General features: G+C 39.8%; 33 protein-coding genes. 31 read left to right on the top strand and 2 right to left on the bottom strand.

Annotation, left to right across the window (positions count from 1 at the left end; translation table 11 throughout):
* Window positions 1-134: 134 nt before the first annotated feature.
* The 4 genes from NST85_RS21180 to NST85_RS21165 all read left to right on the top strand — a co-directional run bounded on the left by NST85_RS21180 (window position 135) and on the right by NST85_RS21165 (window position 3,577).
* A complete protein-coding gene (locus NST85_RS21180; RefSeq protein ID WP_127192301.1) occupies window positions 135-536 on the top strand; it encodes a DUF4279 domain-containing protein in 402 nt (133 codons plus the stop codon).
* 194 nt (window positions 537-730) lie between these two features.
* Window positions 731-1,525, top strand: a complete 795-nt coding sequence (locus NST85_RS21175; RefSeq protein WP_127192302.1) for a Shedu anti-phage system protein SduA domain-containing protein — start codon at window positions 731-733, stop codon at window positions 1,523-1,525.
* 170 nt (window positions 1,526-1,695) lie between these two features.
* Window positions 1,696-2,304: a hypothetical protein gene (locus NST85_RS21170; protein WP_127192303.1), complete on the top strand. Its 609-nt coding sequence runs from the start codon at window positions 1,696-1,698 to the stop codon at window positions 2,302-2,304.
* A gap of 793 nt (window positions 2,305-3,097) precedes the next feature.
* A complete protein-coding gene (locus NST85_RS21165; RefSeq protein WP_341190315.1) occupies window positions 3,098-3,577 on the top strand; it encodes a hypothetical protein in 480 nt (159 codons plus the stop codon).
* A gap of 231 nt (window positions 3,578-3,808) precedes the next feature.
* Here the strand turns inward: NST85_RS21165 and NST85_RS21160 are convergent, their stop codons facing one another.
* Window positions 3,809-4,027 (bottom strand): helix-turn-helix domain-containing protein, encoded by a 219-nt coding sequence (locus NST85_RS21160; protein ID WP_127192305.1) that lies wholly within the window; start codon window positions 4,025-4,027, stop codon window positions 3,809-3,811.
* Between the two features lie 110 nt (window positions 4,028-4,137).
* On the opposite strand from NST85_RS21160, the gene NST85_RS21155 reads away from it, so the two are divergent.
* From NST85_RS21155 to NST85_RS21025, 27 genes are all read left to right on the top strand, one after another.
* Window positions 4,138-4,410: a DUF6809 family protein gene (locus NST85_RS21155; RefSeq protein ID WP_127192306.1), complete on the top strand. Its 273-nt coding sequence runs from the start codon at window positions 4,138-4,140 to the stop codon at window positions 4,408-4,410.
* Window positions 4,411-4,713: 303 nt separating this feature from the next.
* A complete protein-coding gene (locus NST85_RS21150; protein WP_127192307.1) occupies window positions 4,714-4,962 on the top strand; it encodes a hypothetical protein in 249 nt (82 codons plus the stop codon).
* A 384-nt stretch (window positions 4,963-5,346) separates the two neighbouring features.
* On the top strand, window positions 5,347-5,874 hold the full coding sequence (locus NST85_RS21145; RefSeq protein ID WP_127192308.1) for a hypothetical protein: 528 nt from the start codon (window positions 5,347-5,349) through the stop codon (window positions 5,872-5,874).
* A gap of 441 nt (window positions 5,875-6,315) precedes the next feature.
* Window positions 6,316-6,768: a VOC family protein gene (locus NST85_RS21140; RefSeq protein WP_127192309.1), complete on the top strand. Its 453-nt coding sequence runs from the start codon at window positions 6,316-6,318 to the stop codon at window positions 6,766-6,768.
* A 340-nt stretch (window positions 6,769-7,108) separates the two neighbouring features.
* Entirely contained in the window at window positions 7,109-7,726 is a 618-nt protein-coding gene (locus NST85_RS21135) for an HAD family hydrolase (protein ID WP_127192310.1), read from the top strand.
* A gap of 288 nt (window positions 7,727-8,014) precedes the next feature.
* A complete protein-coding gene (locus tag NST85_RS21130) occupies window positions 8,015-8,410 on the top strand; it encodes a hypothetical protein (RefSeq protein ID WP_127192311.1) in 396 nt (131 codons plus the stop codon).
* Window positions 8,411-8,754: 344 nt separating this feature from the next.
* Window positions 8,755-8,847 (top strand): competence inhibitor ComI, encoded by a 93-nt coding sequence (comI, locus tag NST85_RS21125; RefSeq protein WP_246054069.1) that lies wholly within the window; start codon window positions 8,755-8,757, stop codon window positions 8,845-8,847.
* Between the two features lie 555 nt (window positions 8,848-9,402).
* A complete protein-coding gene (locus NST85_RS21120) occupies window positions 9,403-10,203 on the top strand; it encodes a GNAT family N-acetyltransferase (protein WP_341190314.1) in 801 nt (266 codons plus the stop codon).
* A 105-nt stretch (window positions 10,204-10,308) separates the two neighbouring features.
* Window positions 10,309-10,872 carry an HAD-IIIA family hydrolase gene (locus tag NST85_RS21115; RefSeq protein WP_341190313.1) on the top strand — a complete coding sequence of 188 codons (564 nt, stop codon included), beginning with the start codon at window positions 10,309-10,311 and terminating at the stop codon, window positions 10,870-10,872.
* A gap of 17 nt (window positions 10,873-10,889) precedes the next feature.
* On the top strand, window positions 10,890-11,081 hold the full coding sequence (locus tag NST85_RS21110; RefSeq protein ID WP_341190312.1) for a hypothetical protein: 192 nt from the start codon (window positions 10,890-10,892) through the stop codon (window positions 11,079-11,081).
* Window positions 11,081-11,530, top strand: coding sequence for a DJ-1/PfpI family protein (locus tag NST85_RS21105; RefSeq protein WP_341190311.1), 450 nt, complete (start codon window positions 11,081-11,083; stop codon window positions 11,528-11,530). The genes NST85_RS21110 and NST85_RS21105 overlap by 1 nt, the downstream gene beginning before the upstream one ends.
* Before the next feature lie 405 nt (window positions 11,531-11,935).
* On the top strand, window positions 11,936-12,682 hold the full coding sequence (locus NST85_RS21100) for a class I SAM-dependent methyltransferase (RefSeq protein WP_341190310.1): 747 nt from the start codon (window positions 11,936-11,938) through the stop codon (window positions 12,680-12,682).
* Window positions 12,683-12,806: 124 nt separating this feature from the next.
* Entirely contained in the window at window positions 12,807-12,965 is a 159-nt protein-coding gene (locus NST85_RS21095) for a hypothetical protein (RefSeq protein WP_341190309.1), read from the top strand.
* A gap of 328 nt (window positions 12,966-13,293) precedes the next feature.
* The gene (gene comI / locus NST85_RS21090) at window positions 13,294-13,389 is read left to right on the top strand and encodes a competence inhibitor ComI (protein ID WP_246054056.1); all 96 of its coding nucleotides are present in this window, start codon (window positions 13,294-13,296) and stop codon (window positions 13,387-13,389) included.
* A gap of 271 nt (window positions 13,390-13,660) precedes the next feature.
* Window positions 13,661-14,167 carry a GyrI-like domain-containing protein gene (locus NST85_RS21085; RefSeq protein ID WP_341190308.1) on the top strand — a complete coding sequence of 169 codons (507 nt, stop codon included), beginning with the start codon at window positions 13,661-13,663 and terminating at the stop codon, window positions 14,165-14,167.
* Window positions 14,168-14,447: 280 nt separating this feature from the next.
* Window positions 14,448-16,247, top strand: a complete 1,800-nt coding sequence (locus NST85_RS21080) for a TerB N-terminal domain-containing protein (RefSeq protein WP_341190307.1) — start codon at window positions 14,448-14,450, stop codon at window positions 16,245-16,247.
* A gap of 31 nt (window positions 16,248-16,278) precedes the next feature.
* Window positions 16,279-17,619 carry an ATP-binding protein gene (locus NST85_RS21075; protein WP_341190306.1) on the top strand — a complete coding sequence of 447 codons (1,341 nt, stop codon included), beginning with the start codon at window positions 16,279-16,281 and terminating at the stop codon, window positions 17,617-17,619.
* Window positions 17,616-19,814 carry a DEAD/DEAH box helicase gene (locus NST85_RS21070; protein WP_341190305.1) on the top strand — a complete coding sequence of 733 codons (2,199 nt, stop codon included), beginning with the start codon at window positions 17,616-17,618 and terminating at the stop codon, window positions 19,812-19,814. Before NST85_RS21075 ends, NST85_RS21070 begins: the two co-directional genes overlap by 4 nt.
* 79 nt (window positions 19,815-19,893) lie before the next feature.
* Complete coding sequence (locus NST85_RS21065) at window positions 19,894-20,541, top strand: pentapeptide repeat-containing protein (protein WP_127192320.1); 648 nt, start codon at window positions 19,894-19,896, stop codon at window positions 20,539-20,541.
* A gap of 295 nt (window positions 20,542-20,836) precedes the next feature.
* On the top strand, window positions 20,837-21,259 hold the full coding sequence (locus NST85_RS21060) for an ankyrin repeat domain-containing protein (RefSeq protein WP_127192321.1): 423 nt from the start codon (window positions 20,837-20,839) through the stop codon (window positions 21,257-21,259).
* A gap of 163 nt (window positions 21,260-21,422) precedes the next feature.
* Window positions 21,423-21,854 (top strand): GNAT family N-acetyltransferase, encoded by a 432-nt coding sequence (locus NST85_RS21055; RefSeq protein WP_341190304.1) that lies wholly within the window; start codon window positions 21,423-21,425, stop codon window positions 21,852-21,854.
* Window positions 21,855-22,076: 222 nt separating this feature from the next.
* Complete coding sequence (locus tag NST85_RS21050) at window positions 22,077-22,439, top strand: hypothetical protein (protein WP_127192323.1); 363 nt, start codon at window positions 22,077-22,079, stop codon at window positions 22,437-22,439.
* A 247-nt stretch (window positions 22,440-22,686) separates the two neighbouring features.
* Window positions 22,687-23,157 carry a hypothetical protein gene (locus NST85_RS21045; RefSeq protein WP_341190303.1) on the top strand — a complete coding sequence of 157 codons (471 nt, stop codon included), beginning with the start codon at window positions 22,687-22,689 and terminating at the stop codon, window positions 23,155-23,157.
* Window positions 23,158-23,175: 18 nt separating this feature from the next.
* Window positions 23,176-23,322, top strand: coding sequence for a hypothetical protein (locus tag NST85_RS21040; RefSeq protein ID WP_341190302.1), 147 nt, complete (start codon window positions 23,176-23,178; stop codon window positions 23,320-23,322).
* A gap of 924 nt (window positions 23,323-24,246) precedes the next feature.
* On the top strand, window positions 24,247-24,744 hold the full coding sequence (locus tag NST85_RS21035; protein WP_127192325.1) for a hypothetical protein: 498 nt from the start codon (window positions 24,247-24,249) through the stop codon (window positions 24,742-24,744).
* 111 nt (window positions 24,745-24,855) lie between these two features.
* The gene (locus NST85_RS21030; protein WP_127192341.1) at window positions 24,856-25,305 is read left to right on the top strand and encodes an NUDIX domain-containing protein; all 450 of its coding nucleotides are present in this window, start codon (window positions 24,856-24,858) and stop codon (window positions 25,303-25,305) included.
* A 91-nt stretch (window positions 25,306-25,396) separates the two neighbouring features.
* Window positions 25,397-25,528, top strand: coding sequence for a hypothetical protein (locus NST85_RS21025; protein WP_281278191.1), 132 nt, complete (start codon window positions 25,397-25,399; stop codon window positions 25,526-25,528).
* Window positions 25,529-25,643: 115 nt separating this feature from the next.
* Here the strand turns inward: NST85_RS21025 and NST85_RS21020 are convergent, their stop codons facing one another.
* Window positions 25,644-25,751 carry a sporulation protein YjcZ gene (locus NST85_RS21020; protein ID WP_127192326.1) on the bottom strand — a complete coding sequence of 36 codons (108 nt, stop codon included), beginning with the start codon at window positions 25,749-25,751 and terminating at the stop codon, window positions 25,644-25,646.
* Between the last annotated feature and the right edge of the window lie 91 nt (window positions 25,752-25,842).

Here is a 25,842-nt window from a genome sequence, read left to right as displayed (position 1 = left end):
ATAACATAATATTCAAGCTGCGTCTCCTTTGGAGCCTTGGTCTGTTGGATGAATCTCGGGGAGGAATTTCAGCAGACAACCCCTTTGGGGTTCATGATTATAGAAACGTTAGGTGAAATCCTGCTAATTCCTAGATGCAAAGAACGAATGTAAAAGTCGAATTCAGTATATTTGGAGATCAATTTGACCCCAATATAGTTACAAATACATTGTTAATTCCTCCTACAAGAACTTGGCTCAAAGGCGATCGTATACAGAGAGAACTATTTAGTAAGGAAACGTGTTGGGAGCTAGCCACAGAGTACGAAGAATCTTTGGATATCAATGATCAGATCGATAAGGTTAAAAATCTACTTCAGGATCGAAAAGATCAAGTAGTAAAATTAATTAGGCAGAACAATCTTGAATGTAAGTTTGAAGTCGTAATTAATATTGAGAATAATGAAACGCCAGCAATGTATTTAAACAAAGATACCATAAAGTTCATCTATGATTTAGGGGCGGAAATTGATTTTGACTTATACATTTATAGCTAAGAATTGATGATAGAAGACATAAAGAAGAGCAGGACATCACCTAACATAATATTCACGCATCGGACATTCGTCCTCGGTCCAGCATTCGCCGGACACCCAGCATACGCTGGGTCGTGAATACAGGAACGTTATGGGACAAGTTCACCAAAGCAAATTAAGATATAATTGATAAAATCAATATATGGAGGAATTATATGAACTTATATGAAGTTGATTATACTAAACCAACAGGAAAATACGCAGCAGCTATTAAAGAATATAATGAATTTTGGAGTCAGGGACTAATTGATTTTTCCAAAGCTTCCAATCCAATTGAAAAGTTTGATGATGAGACGAGGCAGTTTATTTATAACTTCAATTCTAAATTTCCCAATAATGTTGTATGGCATTATCATAGAGATAGAACATCTGTAGATTTAGAAGTAGATGCACTAAGGAAGGTCATTAATTCTGCGAAAAATGAGCATGATATTCAAGATTACATTAAGAAAAATAGAAAGTGGTTTATCCCGGCTTCAATATTTAAAGAGTATAATTTTGGTCACAAAGAGACGTATCTCTTTCCAGAAATGAAGTTAGGAAGTAGCATGCAAGCAGATTATGTTTTATGTGGTAGAAACTCTGATGGATACAGCTTAATCCTTGTTGAATTCGAATCACCGGCTTCAACATTTGTTTTAACTGATGGTTATAAATTATCAGCATCGGCTAATTCTGGCTTAGGTCAGATCAATCAATGGAAAGAGTGGATGGAATCAAATAATACAACATTTTTTAATGAGCATAAATTTACTGAGAAAGGCATAAATGTTCCTATTACAAGGATTCACTATTGTTTAGTGATTAGCAGAAGAAATCAAATGGAGACAAATGATAGAGATAGAAAAAATAGAATAATTATTGAATCAACGAATTTAAATATAATTAATTACGATAGAGTGTGTGATTATGTTTCTAATCTAGATGAAGGATATAGTACTTATAGATAAAAACATAATATCTTCTGGTGAAATCATCCCATAACACGTCGATTCCTACCATTCCCCTCGATGTCGCGGTTTTTGCGAAGCAAGCTCCGCGACACTTTTTCCGCTAAGGCGTTAAAAGAGGGGAATCGCGGGAACGTTATCGGAAATTCTGTAATATGGGAGGAAACTCAATGGAGTCATGTGATGTGAAAGAAAAAGAGTACAGAATGGTTCTGTCTTACATATCTGGGTCACTTAATGAAAATGATATATTTCATATTGAAGAAAAATTAAAAGAGAATGGAATAGAATTTAAATCCATTGATAAGAGTGGGAAGTTCACAGCTTCGCTTGATGAATTCTCCAATGTATATTCATTTTTAATCACTTCAACATTATCAAGTGCTTTATTAACTGGTGCTCTTACCAATGCTGTATGGGATAGTATCAAGTATATCTCACTTTTCACTTTCAAAAAATTCAAAGGTAAGAAATACAATAAAATATCAGATGGGAGGATTGAAGAGAAAAAAGTTACTTATGGGATAGAAATAAAAGCAAACAACGATCACTATAACTTTAAGTTTACTGGGCTGACTTCTGATGAAGTATTACTTGAAGCCTTAGATAAAATCTTACCCCATATAAAATCAAAACCAAATGAATCATCCAAGATTTATACACCTGGATTACCGAACTATATAGTAAGTTATGACGAGAAGTTAAAAATTTGGATTGCAAAAGAAACTAATGAAATTATTAAAGAAAAAATTGAGAATGCTAACTCGAAGAAGTCATGAACTTCCGATAACACCGTATTCACGCTTCAGGGCTATCGCCCCTCGGTTGTCAGATGTATAATCGTGGAAGAAGCTCAGACAACAAACGCCTCAGCCTAAGATAAGAGCTATCTAAGGCTGGGGCGTTTCGTGAATACAACAACGTTATGTGAAAGTTCTGAGATAAAGTCAAATAAGGGAGGGAGAAAGCTATCCTGAAATCAATAGTGTTTCTGATTTCAACATTAGGTCTTTATCTTTTAACAATATATATTCTAGGAATTAGAATCGAAAATATCGGTGAATTTATTAATGAAGTAAAACTTAATTTCTTGCCACCAATATTACTTTTATTAGTTAACTCTATATTATATGGATTTTCTAGGTGGAAGAAGATCTTGTTGATGTTATTGTGGACAATAACTCCAGTTATTCTTTTTTTATTTTCAGTACGATTTCAACCTACAGATCCAGGCGGATTTATGATATTTAGTCCCAATACACTCGAGATTGGATTGCTTATACCGATAATCATTACAATTATACAACTCATTGCATTTTTGATTGTAGCCCTTAAGAAAAAGGAGTGCTAATAGGTTGTATCAAGAAGTCAGAACCTTCACATAACACCATATTCACGCTGCGAGCCATTCGGCCCTTGCTCTGCCCGATGGATTTCGAAGAGGAAATTCAGGCAGACACACCCGCACCACCTAACCGCATCGCGGCCGTCCCTTTGGGACTTAAGGTGGTGGGGCGTCGTGAATACACGAACGTTAGATGAAAGATATGCAAATAAAGAAGGTGAAATAGAATGGAGCAAGAGTTGAATACATTAGCAGACAAAGTTCTTAAATATCTTTGTATCGGATCTAGGTTAGAAGGCATCAATTTCTACGGTCTAAAGATTTTGTTATCAGAATCTGAAGGAAACAGAGATAGAATAGATGGACAGATATATATAAATATTGAAAGTAAGTTCAAGATATTTGATACTGAGCAGTTTGAAATTCCTAAAGCTGAGGAAGAGTTTCCAGATTACAATTGGATGGAAGCTTATACTGAAATATGTAAGTTAAGATTAAAGGAAATAGTGGATGTTAGATTAGACGAAGAAGTACCGAATTTATTCATTTATTTTGATACTGGCGAAGTATTATTTATTTACGGACATCATGATAAGTATGAAAGTTGGCAAGTTGGGGCCTGGTATAACACCTATAATAATGAATCTTGGGAAGTGATTGCTTGTCCCGGTGATGATATTTGTATTGGAGCGCCGAAAGATATTTAAAATAATTCGAAGAAGGCCTATCCATCATCTAACACCGCATTCACGCTGCGGGCCGTTCTGCCCTTGAATCGCCAGAAGTGAAGAAGCAGGAAGCGGAATCAGGCGATCAACCCTGCAAGGCTAAGTCTTCGACCCGGCGCTGATGCGCCTTAAGCCTCTCGGGTTCGTGAATACGGGAACGTTAACTGAAATCAACGAAAGTTGTATTTAAGATTCAAATAGATACCTATTTCAATCAACAGGATAAGCCTTCTTGATGTTGGTTCTGTTTAGAAGATAGTCAGTACTGGTTTGATGGAAATCGGCAAGTTTAATCAGTATTACTGTGGGAATATCGACTTCGCCGCGTTCGTAATTACTGTAGATTCGTTGACTACAATTTAGATATGCAGCAATTTGTGACTGCGTCAAATCTTTATCCTCACGTAAACTTCTGATTCTTTCGTACATACCTAACACCTCCATTACTAGAATACCTTAGCGAATTATTCGCTATTGATCTTTAGCGATAAAATCGCTAAAATATTCTGTAATGAACTTATTGGAGGGAGAGGTAGGGAATGAATAGCATATTGGAGCAATTATATTTTGGAGAAATTAGACCTGAAGAAGTGATTGTGCCAAAGAACCCTGAATACAGATCTCTAAATAACAAAATTTCCAACTCGAAGGAACAACTCAAGATGAAGCTTTCAGAAAATGATATGGAACTTCTTGAAGAAACATTTGATTTACTTGGGATATCTTCCTCAATATATTCAACCGAGGTTTTCATCTATGGTTTTAAAATGGGTGCTCTAATGTTTACTGAAGTGTTTGCTAATAAAGGATAGCCTAAGAGACTCTTGTTAAAAGTTCGATGAAGTTGGTATAAAGATTATTTCAAGGTCGAAGATATAGTTGTTCAAAGAGGTCGTTGATTTCAGTTAACACCGTATTCGCGCTGCAGGGCTATCGCCCTTTGGTTGTCAGATGTATAATCTAGGAAGAAAGCTCAGACAACAAACACCCCAGCCTAAGATAAGGGCTATCTAAGGCTGGGGTATTTCGCGAATACCTGAACGTTATCCGAAACCCCTGAGATTGAGACTATATAATAATACCAAAAAGAAACTAAATTAATATGGAGAAGAATAATGGACTATTTATTATTTTTTATCTTATTTATTGTGGCAAATTTGGGTTTCTATATAGAAATGAAATATATTATGAAACTTAAAAAAAAAGAAATAATTATTACTTTGGTGATTTCAAACCTCATATTGCTGATTGCTTTATTAACAAGCAATTTGATATTAAGCTTTGTATTACTAGGTATAGGTTTATTAGTAAGTATTGGATATACAATATATGAATTTTTATTTACATCCATAGATAATGATTAATTTTTATAAATAATTCAGAATTTGAAGGAATACTTTGAGGGTATGTCGGGGAAGTCAGGGGCATCGGATAACACCGCATTCACGCATCGATCGCTAACGCGCTCTTGGTCCCCAAGAAGTATTACGCCGAAGAGAATTCAGGGGACAACCCTGGACTACCCAACCGCATCGCGGCCAGTCATTTCGTTCCTTTAGGGTGGTGGGACGTCGTGAACACGGATACGTTATATGACATACCTTCTAAACAAAATTAAAATCTACAAGCTTGAGACAGTTATGAAAAACAATACTGATGTGCTAACAACGTTCGTATGATTTTATGCATTTGATGACGTATTTCAAAGATGAAAAATGAATTTTATTTAAGGTAATAGGAGGTGCCATATGGCGAATAGAAGAAAGCGATATATCATTTTAATATTTTTAATTATTTTATTTGTCCTATCAGCTTGTACGAGTACTAAATTTGATTTATACGAAGGAAAGTCTTTAAATATAGCAGTTATTGGAGAACCACCACAAGTAAGAGAAGAGGAAGTTAACTTCAATAAAATCTCATTTGATGATTTGAATAAAGTCGACTTAGAGGACTATGATGCTGTATTTGTTATGAGAGAAAATCTTAATCAAGCAGCAGAAAGCCAATATGCAGATATCTATTCAAATTCACCAATACCATTCTTTTTTATTTCAACTACAAGTCATATACCTTTTACTACAAAGGATATTGAATATGGGGAGACTTGGGGTTGGTCTCCAGGTAATAGCTATGCTGTCGGTGTTCTTAAATCAAATGAAGATGATACATTAAAAAGCTGGGGATTCGGTTTGTATAATGATAAAAAAACCGACGAACATATAGAAGAAGTGTATTCAAAAATTTTTATGACAATAGAAGAATTAGATAGTTAGTTACTGAAAAAAGGAGCAGAGATATGTTCCCTTTTAGTGTAAATTAATAGCTACCTTTTAGCTAAACTATTATTAATCAACAATAATTATTAACAGACCCAATTTTACTAGAAAACTCGAAGGAGGCAGGTACTGCAAATAACACCATATTCACGCAACGGGGCTTACGCCCCTTGGTTGTCTAGATGTATAATCATGGAAGGAGCACAGACAACAAACACCCTAACCTAAGATAAGAGCCATTTAAGCCTGGGGGTTTCGTGAATACAAGACCTTATATGACATACCCGCAAATCCAATTTCACATCTTCCTATGTTATGACTTCTTATTGTTGTAAACAATTGTTACAAAGCATTATTTTTAAAATAATATAATAATTCTTGATTTGAATAATATTGAAGATGATCAGGTAGTAAATTTGTACACGAGGAGGTAAAACTATGACAAAAAACAAATTACTAAGAATGGACAATGTCGGCATCGTTGTAGAATCCCTTGATAACGCAATCTCTTTCTTCGAGGAGATTGGCTTGAGCCTCGAAGGGCGAGCCAATGTTGAAGGTGAATGGGCTGGTCGCGTAACCGGACTAGGTTCTCAGTGCGTAGAGATTGCTACGATGGTTACCCCAGATGGCCACAGCCGACTTGAACTTTCGAGATTTCTCACCCCACCTACTATATCAGATCACCGGACTGCTCCTGTAAACTCCCTCGGTTATCTACGCGTCATGTTTACAGTTCAAGACATTGACGAAATGGTATCCAGACTCAGTAAGTATGGTGCTCAGCTCGTTGGGGAAGTGATTCAGTACGAGGACTCGTATCGGCTCTGCTACATTCGTGGAATTGAAGGACTTCTAATCGGTTTGGCGGAACAACTCGGTAACAAATAAGTAAGTGACGGTTTATAGAAAGACTTTACTGAAATATACATTAATAGAGTAAAAATAGAAACAGTTAGGCAGTGTGAAAGTAACTCGAAGAAGTCGGGTACGTCATATAACACCGTACTCACGCGGCGAACTGACGCCCCTTGGTCCGACCGAAGTTAAGAAGCCAGGAAGCATATTCAGCCGGACAAATCCTGCGAGGCTAAGTCTTCGACCCGGCGCTACGCGCCTTAAGCCTCTCGGGTTCGTGAATACAACAACGGTATACGCAATTACTGCACATCAAAGTGAATATTTTACAAGAAATTTAAATTATTAATTGGAAGTTGAGGGGATTCTAAATATGGATAGCATTATATTTGATTTGGATGGAACGTTGTGGGATTCTTCGGATGTAGTTGTGATTGCATGGAATGGTGTACTAAAAAGATATAAAGAAATCAAAAAAGAAATAACAAAGGAAGATTTACAAGGCATAATGGGTCTTCAAGTAAAGGAGATTGGGAGTAAACTTTTTCCTTATTTAGATGAGGTTACACAACAAAAGATCTTAAAAGAGTGTTGTGATGTTGAGTGTCATTTCCTATCCAACCAAGGCGGAATGTTATACGGAAAGTTAGAGGAGGTACTTAAAGTTTTATCAAAAAAATATAAGTTATTCATAGTAAGTAATTGCCAATCGGGATATATAGAGGCTTTTTATAAATATCATAAATTACATAGGTATTTTATAGACTTTGAGAATCCAGGAAGAACAGGGCTCTCAAAGGGTGAAAACATAAAACTAATCATAGAAAGAAATAACATAAAAAATCCTGTTTATGTGGGAGATACTGAAGGAGATCAAAAGGCTGCAAGATTTGCTGGAATTCCTTTCGTATTTGCAAAATATGGTTTTGGAGAAGTTAGTAATTTTGATTATGCAATTAATAGTTTCGATGGACTTTTAGAATTGTTTTAACTAGCTGTTATTATAAAGGTGAATGAAAGAATGTCCCATATTTTATAATAAGGTCGATTTGATTGTGAATAAGAAGTAAGCAGTAACAACGCACTTTATTCTGGGGGTTAAGATGGACACAAAAGTTAATTGTCAGCATATTTGAACTTGAACCCTGCACTGGCTAAGTCCGTCGGACCCGGGCTTACGCCCCTTAGGCCAGTGAGGGTTCGTGAACACAATAACGTTATATGATAGTTCTGAAATAATAATTAAAGAACCTGACAATTGAAGGAGTGCGAAAGAAGCTTGAAACCATTTTTTAGTGTTTTATTAGTAATTATTTCACATTTTAGTTTCATCTTCTTATTAGGTACCAGAGTAGGTGATTTCACATCTGATACAGCAAAAACTTTTATTATGTTTTATGCAGTGCCTTTCGTTTTTTTAGTAATTAATTCAGTATTATTTTATAGAACAGATAATAAGAAACAAAGATGGATATGGTTTTTATTTAGTGTTATTCCAGGTTGTCTCTTTATAGTTTCCGCTAAGTATCAACCGCGTTCACCGGGTGGATTTAAAATTTTTCCGGAGTATCAACTAGAATTTGGATATATTCTGCCAGCTATTCATTTCATTATTCAAAGCATATTTTTAAAATTTTGGGTTGCAGAGAAAAGAAAATGGAAAAATAATAAATAATCAACTTTATGCCTTTTTAAAGAAGTCAGAACCTTGATATAACACTGCATGCACGCATCGGACATTTGCCTTGGTCCGCAAGATGTGTTTGCGGTGTAGCAGAATTAGCGGACAACCCTGCCGACTAAGTCTGACGACCCGATCTATGCGCTTAAGTCAGTGAGGGTTCGTGAATACAGAAACATTATCAGAAAGGGATGCAGACTAATAAGATGTATATTAACATCATAAAATACATAAATTGAAAGTATATGGGAACACTTGTGCGCATAAGGAGATAAAGGTAAAATATAAATACAAAGAATCTTGGGTGGGCATGGTTTCCCTTCGAAGGGAGGTGAGCAATAGAGGTAAAAGATACAATAACGATTATGTTCCTATTTGGGATGTTTATCCTTGCTCTTTTAACATACATTAATAACAACAAGAGAAAGTAAAAACCCACCCAAAGATTAGTAGCCAAGGGTGGGTTTTCGTTCCTGAACGACTTAGAAGGGAATATACCATCCAAGCCAATTGTACTGACCAAGTGTTAGCGCACTTGGTCTTTATTAAATATATATTACCATAATTGAAAAGATGTATCACAGAACTAAATGTAATTTGAAAACCCCATTAAAAAGACATATTAACATATTAAGAGAGTATTTCGATGAGTTCATCCCCATCAGATAACACCGTATCTACGCTGCGTGGCTGCGCCCTTGGTTCGCGAGAAGTGGGAAGAGAGAGGATTTCAGTTCACAACCCAGAGATCTCTAAGTCCGTCGGACCCGATGCTTACGTACACAAAGCCTCTCGGGTTCGTCGATACATAAACGTTATACGCAATTTGTGCAGGAGGGGAAATCTTGAAAGCAATAATAACTATTATTCTATTATTTGAAATTTAATGATCTCTACTTAGAAATGCCCTACTCCGATTTGGTCAAAATAATAGGGAAAGAATCAAAACGCAACTTAACGAAGAGGAATGGCAAGGAGGGGATGTTATGCAAGCATTAGCACAAGAAGATTTCTATAGAGTTAAACTATTACTTGATGGTGGACATCAGCATCCTGAAGTTATTTCAATAATTGAGCTTAATAATCCAGGTTGGATATTTGTGGATCAAATTCTTCAACCAAGAAGTGCATTAGTATGGAGTAAAGGGATTCAAGGATTTTATCTCATAGGGGACCACACAAATGAAACATTTATCCATTCGTTGGATGGCTTTATCTCGAAAAGCGTTGAGCCAAAAATGAAGGCACTTTCCCTAACCCAATTTGAAGTATCGGGTCATCATAGTGAGTGGGATTTTGAAGCAATACTCCCCTCAAGGCAACTTTACCAATTTGAACAATTGGTTTTAGAATTGTTGATTAAACCTGATACATCAAAAAACAATATGATTAAAACAATCAATCTTAAGATAGAAGATTGGGAAAACCAAGATCTGATAAATTCAGAATTAATAACAGAAAATATTAATTTGTTCTGGTCTTCGCAAGATGATTTTAAGAAAAAAGGATATGGTTTTGCTGCTATTGATGGATCAGAAATCATTGGTGTTTGTTACTCTAGTTTTGTGACACTGGATACCCACGCTATTGGAGTGGAAACTGTAGCTCGTTATCAAAATAATGGAGTGGGAACGTATTTAGCGACCCTATTAGTTGAAGAAATAATTGATAACGGATTTCGCTCTTATTGGGACTGTTCACTGGATAATGAAGCATCAAGAAAGTTGGCACTTCGCTTAGGTTTTAAACAGGTTCATCGATACATATGCAAGGGTTTTGGAATTTAAATAGATTTAGTTAATTTCTACGGATATTATTTTGTTAGTATAGCAAGGAAAGCCCTGAAAATATATTAACAAATTCAATCAAAGAAACAGTAGAGGAGTGAATGCATGAAAAAGAATAAAATAGAAGCGGTATTTATCGATAGGGATGGAACAATTGGAGGGACTGATGAGGTACTTTATCCGGGTACATTTGAATTGTTTACGTATACTCATGAGGCTTTAAATAGGCTGAAAAAAGAGGGGATAAAGCTCTTTGGATTTACTAATCAACCTGGTATTTCAAAAGGTGAAGCCACAGAGGAATCATTTAGAAATGAAATGATAGGTTTTGGCTTTGATGGAGTATACATTTGCCCACATCAACATAATGAAGGATGTAATTGCCGTAAACCCAATCCATGGATGCTATACAAAGCAGCAGAAGAGAATAAACTAGATTTAACTAGATGTATTGTGATCGGAGATAGATGGTCAGATATTGTAGCTGGATATAATGCTGGATGTATGAAGGTGTTAGTATTAACAGGTGCTGGACAGGATGCATTAAATAAATATAGACATAAATGGTCAAATACAGAAGTGGATTATATTGCGAGAGATTTCGAAGATGCGGTAAACTACATAAAAAATTTTGTGAGTAATATCGAAGAAGAGAGGGCCATCCGATAACATCGCATTCCTACTGCGTGCATACGCCCTTGATCGCTAAGAAGAATTTCAATGAAGGATATTCAGGCCCTACATTCAACCAGCTAAGTCTGACGACCCGTTCCCTACGGTCACTTAAGCTGATTGAACGTCAGGGATGCCAACCGATATGCGTAATTACTGGTAAAGACCTGAATCATAATTATATTGGCTTATCGGAGGAGAAGTAATGAAATCAACTGGTATACTTTTATACCCATTGTTCAGTGAATATGAATTGACAGTTGCACTATCCATTTTAAAACAAGGAAACCATCCGATTACTACAATTGGAATAACCTCCGGACCCATTCAAGGAGAATCTGACTTAATTTGCATACCTGATAGAACCATTTATAATACGGATATTTCAACACTTGATAGTATTTTATTTCCAGGTTGTATGGATATAACAACACTCTATGGCAATAACGACCTTATAGAATTTATAAGGAAATGCACAAGTTCTAAAGAGTTAATTGTAGCAGCTATTTCGAGTTCTCCCTACTTGTTGGCTAAAGCAGGGGTGCTAAAGAATCGGAAATTTACGATTGGAATGGAATATGAACAACGAAAAATTACCGGGATTTTTGATGAGGAGAATTATTGTAGTGAACTTGTCGTACAAGATCGTTATTAACAGCTAGAGGAAGCGGATTTATTCAATTTGGAATTAAGTTAGGTGAATTATTAGAACTGGAATTTGACCCAAAATGGTATCAAGGGCAATCGTAAGCCAATTCAAGAAGGTCAGTAACTTCGCATAACACCTTATTCACGCTGCGTCACTAACGCTCCTTGATTCGCTCGAAGTTGAAGTGACTGGGAAGTAGAATCAGGCGAATAACCTCTGCGAGGCTAAGTCTTCGACCCGGCAGCTGCGCTGCCTTTAGCCTATGGGATTCGTGAATACAACAAGGTTATCTCAAATCAGCTAAATCTTAGACACTTAAGTAATGAGGTGAACATCTTTGGATGGACACCAGATTATGTTAGGTAAACAAATGAGCAGCGAACAAAATATATACTAGAGGAGGTCATCAGGATGAACAAGCATAGTGTTTATGAAACAAACAGCTTCTATTGGGATACAAAAGGAAATGACTTTTTAGGAGCAATCGTGCTTCCTTTTTATGGAGCATTTGTCTCAGAAGAAAAATGCCAACTTTTTGGTGATGTCTCAGGAAAAAAGATGCTGGAGATAGGCTGTGGAAATGGTCAATCCTTGCAGTATCAGGGGAACCGCAAAGCATCTGAACTATGGGGTATAGATATATCAGAAAAACAAATCGAAAAGGCAACGCAACATTTGACGGCGTGCGGTCTTTCAGCAAAATTGATCTGTTCTCCCATGGAAGAAGAATGTGGCATACCCGTGGATTATTTTGACTTTGTTTATTCGATTTATGCCATAGGTTGGACCACCGACCTTGAGGATACTTTTTGCCGGATCGCTTCTTACCTAAAAAAAGACGGAATATTTATTTTCAGTTGGTCTCATCCTATACATAAATGTGTTGTTGAAGAAAATAATAGATTTGTTTTTAACAAGTGTTATTTCGATGAATCTTGGTATTCGGTATCTCCTGATTTTTGTCAAGGCGCGCTAACCCTATCTGATCGTAAACTATCAACCTATATAAATGCGTTGGCGAAAGCAGGCTTTGTTATTGAACAAATGATTGAAGAAACCGACAATGAAATAATCCAATTGCACGATGAAAATAATGATTTCGTAATAAGAGCGAAGATGTTTCCTGTAACCTTCGTTATCAAAGCAAGAAAACTTTAAAATGACTGAAGAAGAAGTCCCCAAAATAAGTGAGTTAGTAGCTCGAGGGAGGGCTGACATCAGATAACAATATATTCACGCATCTATTGATTTTGAAGGAGAAGTTGTTAATTCCGAAATCTCTGTGAAGTTTGATGATGACGGATTCTATAATAGCGGGAAAGCTAGAATTGTATTTAAAGATAATCGTATAGATTTTATTGTGGATGATATTGTAATTAGTGATGATAACCTCCCAGGATGGTCATTAAGTAATGCAGTATTAACAAAGGAAAGTAAATAATAATTATTTGGTAACGCTTTGAAGTAGTAACTTCGCATAACACCATATTCACGCTGCGGGCCTTACGGCACTCGGTCCACCCGAGGCAGTTCGGTGAAGTGGACTCAGGCGAACAAACCTGCGAACCTGACCATGGTCGCGGTTGGCAGCTGAAGCTACTTTAAGGTTCTCGGATTCGTGAACACGGAAACGTTAGACGAAATTAACGGGAATAAGACTTACTAAAGCAGAACGTTTGTTCTTCAATATATTGGAATATAATGGTATGATAGTGAAAGACAATTGCATCTTGGGTGGGCATAGTATCCCTTCGGAAGGAGGTGATACTATGGAAGTAAAAGATGCTATAACGATTATGTTCCTATTCGGAATGTTTATCCTTGCACTTTTAACATACATCAGCAATAACAACAAGAAAAAGTAAAAACCCACCCTAAGGTTAGCGCCACAGGTGGGTTCTTTTCCGTCTAGACTCTAGAAGGGATATCCCATCCGAGCCAATTGTTCAGCCGAGTGATAGCAACACTCGGCTTCTTTAAAAATATGATAACATAATTGGAAAAAGAAGTGAACTTAATGAGAACTGAAGCTCTCGGTTTGCATAAGTATTTCGATGAAGTGGAATCAGCAGGCAACCTGCACCGGCTAAGATAAGAGTAATTTAAGGATTTAATTTCATAGAAGGAAGGTATATTATGAGAAGCATTAGTGAAATCAAAGCATTTGAAGAAGAGTTTGAAATTCTATTTGTACCTAAGTCACGTATTATTGGTAAAGAATCCAGATGTGGTGGGGCTCTTGGAAATACGGCTCCTGCATTAGCGGAAAGAACAATTAACTCTATTGATTGGATTACTCTAAAAAAATTACCCCATGTAATGGATTATGGATGTGGATGGACATGTGATTATGATGCTAGTACAGACACATTCTCTTATATAGTAGGTTTCATTACCCCAGCCGATACACCTGTACCGGAAGGTTTTGTTTATAGAGACGTTGCACAAACACTATGTGCTAAAGGTTTGTTTGGCGAAGATGTTAATAAAACTGTGGAGAGAGCAACAGAAGCTGGTTATATAACAAATTGGCAGTCAAGCCCATGGAACACAGAGTTTTATATTGATGAAGAAGAACAAAGTCCTCCAAGAGAAGACTGTATTCCGTGCCATTGGCTTGTTCCTGTAAAACAGGATAGATAAAAAGTACTATAGGCTGAGGCTGTGAACATTTAATATAAGTTGACTATCTTGGAAAACGACCCAGCTTAAGATAAGAGCTATCTAAGGCTGGGTCTTTTCGTGAATACAAGTATTTAGGCAAAATACAAGCTATTGCTATAAGCGATTTGCTAATTCGAGAAGAAGTTTCCATCGAATTACAGATGTTTTTTGTCAAAATGGTAATCAAAATTGTATTCAAATAGGCGAACAAGTTTTCGCTTTGGTGATATAATGGAGTCGTGATGGAGGTCTATTGACGATGAACGATAGAGAGAACAAACGCGACATACACATAGAGAACAACAAGCGGTGGACGGTACGGGATAGACAGTTTACGTTTGCAGAAATTGAGCTGGGGGGGCAGGAGGGGCAGCAGGAAGAACCTGTAAGTAGAGTCGTCATGCCGGCCAACTTGGAGAGGAATCTGGATTGGCAGCAGGATTTCCGTTATGTCTCCCGGGAGCAACAGTTTGTGCAGAAAGGTCGGGAACTTGAACGGGAAACCGTGGAATCCGCGGCCTTTATCCCTTTCCAAACCTATTGGCCCACCTATGAACAAATGCAGCCAGGTCAACTGCGATGGTATCTGTACTGGCGTGAAGAGGTTCGTTCAGGAAGATACCCAGACACGGATCTATCTTATCTGTTTGTGTACCTGTACGAGCTGATTCATGGGATCGGCTGGAATGTGCCGGCGCATGGGTATGCGTTGATGGACCGGGTTTGGCAGGCGTACCGGCAGCGGTATCCGAAGTTAGATGTATATGTACGGGAATGGCTGTATGATTTAGCGCTTGTGTTCGGACTGGACATGCCTCTTACCGAACCGCTTCAGAAACTCCCCCGCAACATGTCACTGGAGCTGAAGGAACTGGAATGGCGACGGAGATTCACGGCCGAGCCGCTGGAACTATCCTGGGATATGCTGTTGCTCCTCCTTGATTATGATGTGGAGAAAAGCCGGTTTTACATGGAACAAGGGCGAAAGGAGCTCCGGGCCTATATACCGAAAGTGCTGGTATTGGTGGATGGTTATTTGGCAAAAACCAGAGGGGCCAGACTCATTGAGCGCTTTAAGCCGAGGGAAAAAAGGGCCAGCAGATTTCTGTTCCGCAGCGCCATATATGATCATGAGATGTACGGACGTACGGTTACGGTACCCACGCTGTCGATTAGTGATGATCTCCCTCTTCGCTCCTATTTGACACAATTGGCTAGACTCACGGAGAACAAGCTGCGGGAGCTTACGGGTTTTAAAGGAAAACTGAGGGGGATCAGCGTCGAGCCGGAGGTTGAGCAGCTTATTACTCGTTTCCTCCATAAGGAATTTAAACAGCGAGAAGCAATGGTTCGTATTCCCGAGATCAAGATCAATTCTGCCAAGCTACGTAAATTGCGTCAGGAATCTGACGAAGTGCGGGACATGCTGCTAATCGGGGATCTCCCGCTTGTCACAGGAGAGGGCAATGATGTAAGACTACCTGCAAACTTTCCAGATCATACACCTCAAGCGAAATCATATGCACAAGCACAAACCAAGTTGGGCCGAAGCTCTCACAAACCTAAACCCTCTAATGGGCTGCAGCAAGCAGAACTGGATTTTGAGCGAGGATGGCAGGTTTTTGAGGAACAGGATTTGACAGGCCATGAGCAGGAAGTGTCTATGGGACTGTTGAAAGATGATCTCTTGAAGCAGGAACAGCAGGAATACAACGACATCACTAGTGAACTTAGTGATTCCATGCAGGTCATGCTGGATACAGCTGGACAACATGCAGAAGTGTTTGCAGATGATAAAGGGATGGATTCGCAGAGTGAGTGGCGAGAGATGTTCGTCCGGTTATCGGCGGGCCACATGGACATGCTGTCCGCAATGCTAGAGGGGAAGAGTGCGACTGTTCGTCAAGGCATCGCAGAGCAAACGGGTTCTATGCCTGAGCTGATGCTTGATGAAATTAATGAGTTATCCATGGAGTGGATCGGTGATTTACTGATCGATGGAGATGAGATTTTAGAAGAGTATAAGGCAGAACTACAAAATATGCTTAAGGGTAGGTAAGTTGATAAGAATGATCTAAGAGGTGATGACGATGAAACAGATGCAAATCCCGAAGCGGCTTACTACGGCGTTGGTCAACTCACTGACGGCAGGGGTGGTGCCGCGGATCGGGCTTGAACATATCGCGGTTGGGCGCAAGCTGGAAGTAGCTTCGATCCTGCAGGATATGGATAATATCGCGGAGGGTGGGGCGGCTTTTCGCCTGATTACCGGGCGGTACGGAAGCGGCAAAAGCTTCTTGCTGCAGATGGTACGTAATTACGCGATGGATCGCGATTTTGTGGTGGCGGATGGAGATCTGTCACCAGAGCGGCGACTGGTTGGGACGAAGGGACAAGGATTGGCTACATATCGTGAGCTTATGATGAATTTGTCGACCCGGACGAGACCGGACGGCGGAGCTCTGGAGCCGATGCTGCAAAAATGGATTAGCGCCCTCCAACAGGAGCAGATGCAAGTTCGTGGCTTGCATTCCGGTGACCCTCAGCTGTATGAAGCGGTGGAACTACGTATTTATGCGGTCACGAATGAGATGCAGAACATGGTGCACGGCTTTGATTTTGCCAAGGTTCTAGCTGCATACTGGTCTGGCTACAAGCTCGGAGATGACGACCGGAAAACGGCGGCACTTCGCTGGCTGCGCGGGGAATTTCCCACCAAGACGGAAGCCCGCAAGGAGCTTGGTGTCGGCGTTATCATCGATGATGACAACTGGTACGACTACATGAAACTGTGGGCGGAATTTGCGGTGAGAATGGGGTATAAGGGACTACTGCTTTTTATTGATGAAGGCGTAAATCTATATAAAATAACGAACAGTATCTCGCGTCATAGTAACTATGAGAAGCTGTTGACGATGTTCAATGACACCATGCAGGGAAAAGCCCAGTACCTAGGAATCTACCTTGGCGGTACGCCGCAGTTTGTAGAGGATGAGCGCAGAGGGTTGTTCAGCTATGATGCCCTGCGGTCACGGCTGATGGATGGACGTTATAGCAGCGGTACACGCCGAACATATACTTCGCCGATTCTGAAGCTGGACATGCTATCGCATGAGGAGATTCTGATTTTGCTGCAAAAGCTACGGGATATACATGCTATGCATTTCGGTTATGAAGCGCGGATTACGGACACGCAGATGATTGCTTTTATGCAGGCTGCGGTGGGCCGGCTTGGAGCTGAAGAACTATTGACGACCCGGGAGGTCGTTCGGGACTTTATGGATGTTCTACACATGCTGCACCAGCATACAGAGCTTACTTTTGAGGAATTGATGGGCGAGCGGGAACAGGAATATGTAGCATCTGGCGCTCGAGCTAAAAATGAAGCAAATGACGAACTGGACGACTTTTTGGCGGAGTTTGAGCTATGAGTGGGCATGATGCTTTTTCCCGGTTAGCTCCGTTCATTCAAGAATATATTTACCGCAAACAATGGGACACCCTCCGGGAGGCTCAGGTCGAAGCATGCCGAGTGCTGTTAGACACGCATCATCATCTGCTTATCGCGTCGGGTACGGCGTCAGGGAAGACAGAGGCGGCATTTTTTCCAGCGCTCACGGAATTGTATAACCGTCCTTCGGAATCTGTCGGCATTCTCTACATCGGACCGTTGAAGGCGCTGATCAATGACCAGTTCGAGCGGATTGGCGAGCTGCTGAAGGAGGGAGAGGTGCCCGTCTGGCACTGGCACGGCGATGTCTCCCAAACAGAAAAAACCAAGCTCATGCAGCGCCCCCGCGGCGTTCTGCAGATTACTCCTGAGTCGCTAGAGGGACTGCTGATGAATCGGCCAAATGCGATTCCAACCCTGTTCCATGATCTGCGATTCATCATGATCGATGAAGTGCATGCTTTTATGGGCGCGGACCGGGGGATTCAGGTGCTGAGCCAGCTAACAAGGCTGGAACGGATGGCCTCTTGTAAGCCCCGGCGGATAGGATTATCAGCGACGCTGAGCGATTATGATACGGCGGCCCGGTGGATTGGAGCAGGAACCTCGCAGCCGGTGGAAGTGGTTTCGCCGCAAGGTGGACGGAAGCTGAAGCTGTCGGTGGAGCATTTTTCGTTCCCAGATGCCCGTAATGAGCGAGAGGCAGAGCACTTGGAGCTGGCGAAACAGAACTACCACTACTTCATATATGACCACACCCACCAAAAAAAAGCGCTCGTCTTTACCAATAGCCGCTCTGACGCCGAACTGACCACGCTGGAGCTACGCCGAATCGCCGCGAAACGCGAGGAACGCGACGTGTTCCACGTTCATCACGGCAGCATTTCTGCGATGTTGCGGGAGGAGACCGAAGCGGCTCTTCGCTCCGGCCCCGGACCCGCAGTTGCCGCGGCGACGGTGACGCTGGAACTAGGTATCGATCTCGGCGAGCTGGAGCGCGTCATTCAGCTTGGGGCACCGTATAGCTGCTCTAGCTTCGTGCAGCGGCTTGGCCGCTCCGGCCGCCGGGGCGATGCAGCGTCAGAGATGATGTTCCTCTGCGCGGAGGAAGAAGATGAGGAGGCGCAACTGCCGGCCCGTATGCCGTGGACGCTGCTGCGGGCGATCGCCGTTATCGAGCTGTACATTCGCGAACGTTGGGTAGAGCCGCTGGATCTGCGGCAAAAGCCGATCGGGGTGCTCTACCATCAGACGATGAGCACCCTCAAAAGCATCGGCGAGGCGGAGCCAGCCGAGTTGGCGCGGGCGGTGCTGACGCTGCCAGCTTTTCGCGGGATTGAACCGGACGAGTATAAGGGACTACTGCAGTATTTGCTTCAGATCGACCATATCCAGCAAACAGAAGAGGGTATGCTCATCATTGGTCTTGGTGGAGAAAAGGTGGTGAACAACTACCGTTTCTATGCCGTGTTCAAAGATGATGAGGAACATGCGGTTTATAATGGTTCCGAAGAGATCGGCAGCATCACTACCGTACCGCCGCCGGGTTACTGTTTTACCCTGGCGGGCAAACTGTGGAAGGTCGAGGAAGTGGACAGCAAGCATAAATCGGTGTATGTGAAGGCTTCGAAAGGTAAAGTGGACACCCTTTGGCTCGGAGCAGGCGGCGATGTTCATTCTAGGGTGATGCAGAAAATGCGCCAGGTACTAGAGGAGCACACACTGTATCCTTACCTGGCACCTGGTGCGGTGAACCGTCTTGAACGGGCGCGCAGGCTTGCCCGGGAAAGCGGGCTACTCGGTAGCACGGTGATTCCAGCGGGCGGTGATTCACTATTTATTCTGCCTTGGGCGGGAAGTAAGCAGTTTCGTACCTTGGAGCGTCTTTTGAAGCATAATCTGTCCGAATCGATGGGCCTTCGCTCCATTGTCCCAATGGAACCGTATTATATGGTCGTGGCCGGGAAAACCGGTGCAGCGGAGTTGCTGGCAGAAATTCAAGCGGAGCTATCCGCTACTACGGATGCTGAAGCGCTGTTGGATGCCGCGGAGGCTCCATATCTAGGGAAGTATGACGAGTTCATCCCTCCAGAACTGGTGCGCCGGGCTTTTGCCGTGGATGGTCTGGATGTGCAAGGGCTGGCAGAGACGCTGCGGAAGCAAGCGGAAAGATAAGAATAAGGAATGCAACGATGAATTGGAGAAGGCTGATTTATAGATAATTTCTCTATAATATAAGGTGAAGGTGATAAGAGTGGCGACAAAAACGAAAATAATAGCACCGCAACTCCCGGCGGTTTTAGAAGAGGCAGATTGGGAAGATTTGCTGAAGGATGAGGATCATGAGTTGGTAAGTGGGATGATCAGTGGAGCCCATTTTGAGCATGAGGTCATGGAACGGTGTACGCTTACTAAGATGCTGTTTCGCGGCTGTTCCTTTGCGCATACTACGTTTGAGCGGATGGATATGACGGACACGGTGCTGGAAAACTGCGATCTGTCCAATACCGTGATGACAAAGGGCATCATTCACCGCGTACATTTTAAAGATTGCAAATTGATTGGGATCAATTTGTCCAAAGCGAACCTCGGGTCCGTGACGTTTGAAAACTGCGTAATGAACCTGAGTGATCTGGTGGAAGCTTCCATCAAGCAGGTGAAATTTACCGGCTGCTCCATGCAGACTGCGAACTTCTACGGTTGCAAGTTTAAGGATGTAGAGCTTCATGAATGTGATTTGAACGAAGCGGATTTTACGGATACCTCACTCAAGGGAATGGACATCAGTACCTGTACCTATGAACGGATCGACATGCCGATGCAAGCATTGGTAGGGTGCACGGTATCGACCGAGCAGGCCATTGGATTTGCCAAGCTGTTAGGACTCAAAGTGAAATATTAATTTAGAAAGAATAACTTGAGATTAAAGAATAACTTAAGCATCTAAGATGGATTTATAGAGCATTTCTTTTGTAATGAGGAATGTTCTTTATTTTTGCATGATTCTGGAATCTTAACCGCGACGCGGCCGGAAAACCAGGAGGCTAAGGTAAGAGCTATTGCAGCCTCGTGATCCTCCTTAAAGCGGTGAAGGTTTGTGTATGTGAGAGACGTTTAGTCGAAAGATTTGTAATTATATGTAGTTATAAAACATTTGCAGTTTCAATCTTACAATAACTTACGGAGGAAAAGATGAGATGAATTCGATTGATATATTCACAGCTGCAGCAACTGGAGATATTGAAACTACAAAGGCCCTACTATCATCTGGAGTAGATCCAAATTGTGTAAGTGATACTGGTTGGAATTTACTAATTTACGCAGTAGAGAATGATAGAAATGATATGGTTGAATTCCTATTAGACTGTGGGGCGAATGTTAACTTTCAATCTGCAGGCGGATGGACCGCATTGCATCAAGCAGTAGATTTATCTATTGATGGCACAATTCAGACAGGTGGCAAACAAGGGGATGAACCAACAGACATGATCAAATATCTCTTGGATAGGGGGGCAAATCTCAGTTTAAAAGATAATATGGGTAGCTCCCCATTAGATATTGCAAGAACATATAATTCAAAAAAAATAATTAAATTCTTCAATGAGTTTACTCCTAAGTAATAAGATTGTTTAGTTATTCATAGATGACAGATTCTTCGCCTAAAACTGTATTCACGTTGTGGGACATTCGCCCCGTGGTCTCTAAGTAGCATTTCGAAGAGGTGTTTCAGCACAACCGCGAAGAGATTGGCTTATACATATAGACTCAAGGAGAGTGATCGAAATGAATGCAAACACTGACATTGTTGTTCGTGAGTTTATTCCTTCAGGTGAAGATTATATTCAGCTTGTAGAAAGCACTGGATGGAAGGGGATAGTTGAAAAGGGAAGTCAGCAACTCGAAGAAGCGCTGAATAAAAGTTGGTTTGTTGTTTCGGCACTCCACAATGATAAAGTTGTTGGATTTGGCAGGATCATTTCAGATGGAGTATATCAGGGATTTATCTGTGATTTGATCGTTTTGCCTGAGTATCAGAATAATGGAGTTGGCACTAACATTCTTAAAAAATTGTTACTGAAATGCAAGGAAAATAATATTTTGATGGTTCAGCTCTTTGCTGCTGTGAATAAATCTCAATATTATAAGAAGTTTGGGTTTGAAGAGCGTGCACAAGACGAGCCTGGAATGAGATGGATACATAGAGATGTGTTGTGAAAGTATATCAGGCTGCATCCGATAACATCGTATCTACGCTATGGGATTCACCCTTGGTTCGCAAGATGAGGTAGGAAGAGAAGTATATTCAGTTGACAACCCTGTGAGGCTAAGTCCGTCGGACCCGGCGTGATGTGCCTAAAGCCTCTCGGGTTCGTAGATACGACAACAGCACTGGAATATTAAAAGATTTAAGACTACGAATTGAGATGAGGTTTTGTGATGAAGAAGATACTTCTTAATTTCCTGCTAATAACAGTATGTTTAGTTGCTTGTCAATCAAGTGATAATGTTGGTCGAGAAATAGAGGATAATTTAAGTAAGATCATAAATAACAAGGAAGTTGCATTTTCTAGTAATCCAATTGATTATATTGATCAAAATCAGAATGAATACGAAAACATCATAAGTAAAGGTGAAAAGGGGCTAAAATATTTAATTGTAGAGCTAAAAAGTAGTGAAGAAAATGGATTAAAAGAATGGATAATGGCAAAAGCGAGTACTGATATTTTGAAAACCAATAACCCAATAAAAGAATGGTCAACAGGGAAGGAATGGATTAACAAATATTCAGAAAATGATTGAGAATGTAGTTTCGAGGTGGCTGTAATGGGATTCTAGATATATTAGAAGTACAGGGATTTATATGCAGGTAAAGGAAAAGTACTCTGAAGAAAATAAGGTTTATGAAATTAAGGCAATAGGAGTGTTTAATCACTTTTTTGATTATTCATCAATCACTATCCATGACTAAAAGCAGACTGTTGAGGTAGTAATCGAAGATGACCTCGACATCGCCGAAACCAATCAAAACATTATTGGAGTTGAATTAATGGAATCAATTCAATTTAAAGTAGAACACTCACAAGAAGATGATTATGAAATCCTGAATATTTATATTAATGATGAGAACTTAATTGAATTTATTAAAAGATTTGAAATGCAATTTCAACCTAATATTGCTGGTGGATATGAGGGCTTAAACATCAATTTTATTACGGACATTTGTGAACATTTTTCGGGAGAACTTAATGAGAATGATCTATTCAACTATGGCGGTAAGACACAGATATTAGGATGCAATTGTGGTGAGCCCGGATGCTGGCCATTATTAGTAAAAATAACAGTGAAAGATCAACATATTATATGGAGTGATTTCGAACAACCTCATCGAAGTGAAGAGTCAGAAGGAGGGTTTTGGAACTACTCACAGGTTGCACCATTAGAATTTAATAGAAAAGTATATGAAGAACAATTAAAGAGCATTGAACGTTATCGAAAACCGTCTGAAACTCAAGAATGAGAAATCAAGGAGGATACCATGAAAAAACCTCTAGTTAGAGCTGAAGGGATTGTTTCGAATGATGATTTCACCAAATTTTTGGTTCAATGTGATTCTGAAGAATCTTTTTATAGATTTCCAGGTGGTGGGGTTGAATTTGGTGAGACAACTGCAGAAGCCATCTAGAGATAATTCATTGAAGAATTTGAATTGTATGTTAATGTTGGTGAACTAGCAATAGTTAATGAAAGTTTACTTGAATATGATGGTGCTAAGAGACATAACGTTAATCTTCTATACTGGTGCAAACTAGAAAATACCCATAATCCATTTGAATATCTATGGCACAGAGAGCATGAATCAAGACCTCTTTATCCAGAAGGTGTCTTTGATATATTACTTACTAAGAATGTAAAGAAGAAACATTATCTAATAATAAGTAAGTCTTACTAAGATAAGAGTTATCTAAGCCGGTGAGGGTTCGTGAATGAAAGAACGTTAGGAGAAATCTCCGAGAGCAAGATAAATAATACTTAAAGATGGGTAGGTGGCCTTAGATGGTAGTCTTAATTTGCATTTTTATGTTTTTAGTAGTTCTAGGAGTTATAAGTATTGATGTTTCTTTAAAGAAAAAATTGAAGAATGACGAAAGTATAATTAATAGACTCGACCTAATATTAGGAAAAATAGATAGTGGAATAAATAAGGACAATTCGAAACAAGAGAATAATTAGTGGTCAAAAATCTTTTGAAGAAATTTTAATGACAATAAATTATATGTTAGAGGTAGAGAACTGTGGGCGGATTAAAAAGAGTTGAAAGATAATGAATAAGGGTTATTTAAGGAGTCGGAGACATCACTTAAGACCGTATTCACGCTTCGGGGCAACAGATGTATAATAATGGAATAAGATCGGACAACAAATGACCCAGCCTAAGAAAAGAGTTATTTAAGGTTGGGACGTTTCCTGAATACGCAAATGTTATCTGAAATCAGCGACATCATAATAAAAATCTATAAGCCATTATTAAATAGAGGTTACTCAGCTAACGGACAGTTAAACGTAAGAGGGTTGTTGATATAAATTTTTTGTAATAGGAGGTGTAATTATGAAAAATTTTTTTGGAGTATACTTGGCTATGATATTGCTATTATCTTTGTCCTTAGTATCATGTGACAACAAAGATGGGGTTAAATTTGATAGTGTACAACAAATAGAAAGTGAAGGAATAAATACACCTTTAACAGAATCACAAGAAAATGGGCAAGAAATAGAAAGCGAATTAGGTAAATCTGCTTACAATGTTTCATTCATAAGTGTTCAACAATCGGGCAAGGGTGCATTCGAGAATTCATTCACAACTTCTCCGGAAAATGGTAAAACATTAAATGTATATGTTGAAAATAATGACAGGTCTGGAACCGTGATATTTCAAGTTCTTAAAGGCACACAAGATTTTGGATTTATTGATGTTAGTGCAGGAAAAGACGCTTCAAGAACATTTTCAATGACTGATGGTAGCGGATTGTCTGGAGATTGGAAAGTCTATGTAACTACTAGGGATGGACACTCTTTTGATATCAATGTAACTGCAGGGCAATATTAAATAAATGATTTATATTAAATAGTTATCTCAAAAAGATGCATCCCCTATGATTAAATAACGGATACGAAATTTATAGATAAATAAAGTGAGGGTAGAAAGGCGTGAAGAACTATTAAACCCTCATTAAGATCAGAAGGAATCATTTGTGATGAAACCATTTCGAAAGTACTTGTACAATGTGATATCGATGAGACATTTTATAGATTTCCCGGTGGTACTGTCGAATTTGGTGAGACAACGTTAGAAGCAATTACTAGAGAACTTATAGAAGAATTTGATTTAGCTATAACAATTGGCAGTCTTGTTGTAATTAACGAAAACTTAATCATCATAGATGGAAAGGAAATACATAACTGTACACTGCTTTATAAGTGCAAGTTGCAAACTGGCTCCAATTTTGTTGACCCAAGATGGCATAATGAAATAGAAGGCATAAAACTTACTTGGAAGACAATTGAAGAACTTCAATTAAAACCGTTATATGCTGATGGAATATTAAATGTTTTAAAGAATATGAGCACAGATGAAAAGCATCACATAATAATAAAAAAGAGCTATTAAAGACATAAATGAATGTAGTTCGGAGAGGTGATGGCATCTGATGAGATAACATTCACGCTGCAGGGCTATCGCCGCTAGGTTGTCGTATGTCATGCAACAAGACATTATGACGATAGTAAACATTGTGCTGGGGTTATTGGCAACATTGGGAATCGTATCGAACCTAACGAAGTCGGATAGTTCGGGGTATAATTTATTAACTGACATAACCCCACCGGTATAGGCTAGTGGGGTTATTTTTTTGAATTCCCAAGAGTTTGGAAATTCTATTACCTACACTTAAGAGCCTAATCACTCCACATTATCGACTTAGGCCTAAAAGTAATTAATCGGCATTATTAGATACCGAAACCACGCATACAAGCGCAAGAGACGATTACTAATAAGATGAACAATACAAGGATTGTACCTGTGTTTGTAAAAGCTCCACCAACTATACCGGACATATAAGCACCTCCTTAATTTTAAGTATACGTTATGTTATGAACGCTGCTCTCCCTTTGATTGGGTGATTGTAACTGTATATTGATATCAATA

The sequence above is a fragment of the Paenibacillus sp. FSL K6-2524 genome (assembly GCF_038005525.1).
In the GTDB taxonomy this organism is placed as follows: Bacteria; Bacillota; Bacilli; order Paenibacillales; family Paenibacillaceae; genus Fontibacillus; species Fontibacillus anaericanus.
Note: the sequence above shows the minus strand (reverse complement) of the source record. Positions and strands in the feature narration are given on the sequence as shown.

Excerpts from the sequence above, each read along its gene's own strand:
- NST85_RS21180 (WP_127192301.1), top strand. The coding sequence starts at position 135 with ATGCAAAGAACGAATGTAAAAGTCGAATTCAGTATATTTGGAGATCAA.
- NST85_RS21175 (WP_127192302.1), top strand. The coding sequence starts at position 731 with ATGAACTTATATGAAGTTGATTATACTAAACCAACAGGAAAATACGCA.
- NST85_RS21170 (WP_127192303.1), top strand. The coding sequence starts at position 1,696 with ATGGAGTCATGTGATGTGAAAGAAAAAGAGTACAGAATGGTTCTGTCT.
- NST85_RS21165 (WP_341190315.1), top strand. The coding sequence starts at position 3,098 with ATGGAGCAAGAGTTGAATACATTAGCAGACAAAGTTCTTAAATATCTT.
- NST85_RS21160 (WP_127192305.1), bottom strand. The coding sequence starts at position 4,027 with ATGTACGAAAGAATCAGAAGTTTACGTGAGGATAAAGATTTGACGCAG.
- NST85_RS21155 (WP_127192306.1), top strand. The coding sequence starts at position 4,138 with ATGAATAGCATATTGGAGCAATTATATTTTGGAGAAATTAGACCTGAA.
- NST85_RS21150 (WP_127192307.1), top strand. The coding sequence starts at position 4,714 with ATGGACTATTTATTATTTTTTATCTTATTTATTGTGGCAAATTTGGGT.
- NST85_RS21145 (WP_127192308.1), top strand. The coding sequence starts at position 5,347 with ATGGCGAATAGAAGAAAGCGATATATCATTTTAATATTTTTAATTATT.
- NST85_RS21140 (WP_127192309.1), top strand. The coding sequence starts at position 6,316 with ATGACAAAAAACAAATTACTAAGAATGGACAATGTCGGCATCGTTGTA.
- NST85_RS21135 (WP_127192310.1), top strand. The coding sequence starts at position 7,109 with ATGGATAGCATTATATTTGATTTGGATGGAACGTTGTGGGATTCTTCG.
- NST85_RS21120 (WP_341190314.1), top strand. The coding sequence starts at position 9,403 with ATGCAAGCATTAGCACAAGAAGATTTCTATAGAGTTAAACTATTACTT.
- NST85_RS21115 (WP_341190313.1), top strand. The coding sequence starts at position 10,309 with ATGAAAAAGAATAAAATAGAAGCGGTATTTATCGATAGGGATGGAACA.
- NST85_RS21105 (WP_341190311.1), top strand. The coding sequence starts at position 11,081 with ATGAAATCAACTGGTATACTTTTATACCCATTGTTCAGTGAATATGAA.
- NST85_RS21100 (WP_341190310.1), top strand. The coding sequence starts at position 11,936 with ATGAACAAGCATAGTGTTTATGAAACAAACAGCTTCTATTGGGATACA.
- comI (WP_246054056.1), top strand. The coding sequence starts at position 13,294 with ATGGAAGTAAAAGATGCTATAACGATTATGTTCCTATTCGGAATGTTT.
- NST85_RS21085 (WP_341190308.1), top strand. The coding sequence starts at position 13,661 with ATGAGAAGCATTAGTGAAATCAAAGCATTTGAAGAAGAGTTTGAAATT.
- NST85_RS21080 (WP_341190307.1), top strand. The coding sequence starts at position 14,448 with ATGAACGATAGAGAGAACAAACGCGACATACACATAGAGAACAACAAG.
- NST85_RS21075 (WP_341190306.1), top strand. The coding sequence starts at position 16,279 with ATGAAACAGATGCAAATCCCGAAGCGGCTTACTACGGCGTTGGTCAAC.
- NST85_RS21070 (WP_341190305.1), top strand. The coding sequence starts at position 17,616 with ATGAGTGGGCATGATGCTTTTTCCCGGTTAGCTCCGTTCATTCAAGAA.
- NST85_RS21060 (WP_127192321.1), top strand. The coding sequence starts at position 20,837 with ATGAATTCGATTGATATATTCACAGCTGCAGCAACTGGAGATATTGAA.
- NST85_RS21055 (WP_341190304.1), top strand. The coding sequence starts at position 21,423 with ATGAATGCAAACACTGACATTGTTGTTCGTGAGTTTATTCCTTCAGGT.
- NST85_RS21050 (WP_127192323.1), top strand. The coding sequence starts at position 22,077 with ATGAAGAAGATACTTCTTAATTTCCTGCTAATAACAGTATGTTTAGTT.
- NST85_RS21045 (WP_341190303.1), top strand. The coding sequence starts at position 22,687 with ATGGAATCAATTCAATTTAAAGTAGAACACTCACAAGAAGATGATTAT.
- NST85_RS21040 (WP_341190302.1), top strand. The coding sequence starts at position 23,176 with ATGAAAAAACCTCTAGTTAGAGCTGAAGGGATTGTTTCGAATGATGAT.
- NST85_RS21035 (WP_127192325.1), top strand. The coding sequence starts at position 24,247 with ATGAAAAATTTTTTTGGAGTATACTTGGCTATGATATTGCTATTATCT.
- NST85_RS21025 (WP_281278191.1), top strand. The coding sequence starts at position 25,397 with ATGCAACAAGACATTATGACGATAGTAAACATTGTGCTGGGGTTATTG.
- NST85_RS21020 (WP_127192326.1), bottom strand. The coding sequence starts at position 25,751 with ATGTCCGGTATAGTTGGTGGAGCTTTTACAAACACAGGTACAATCCTT.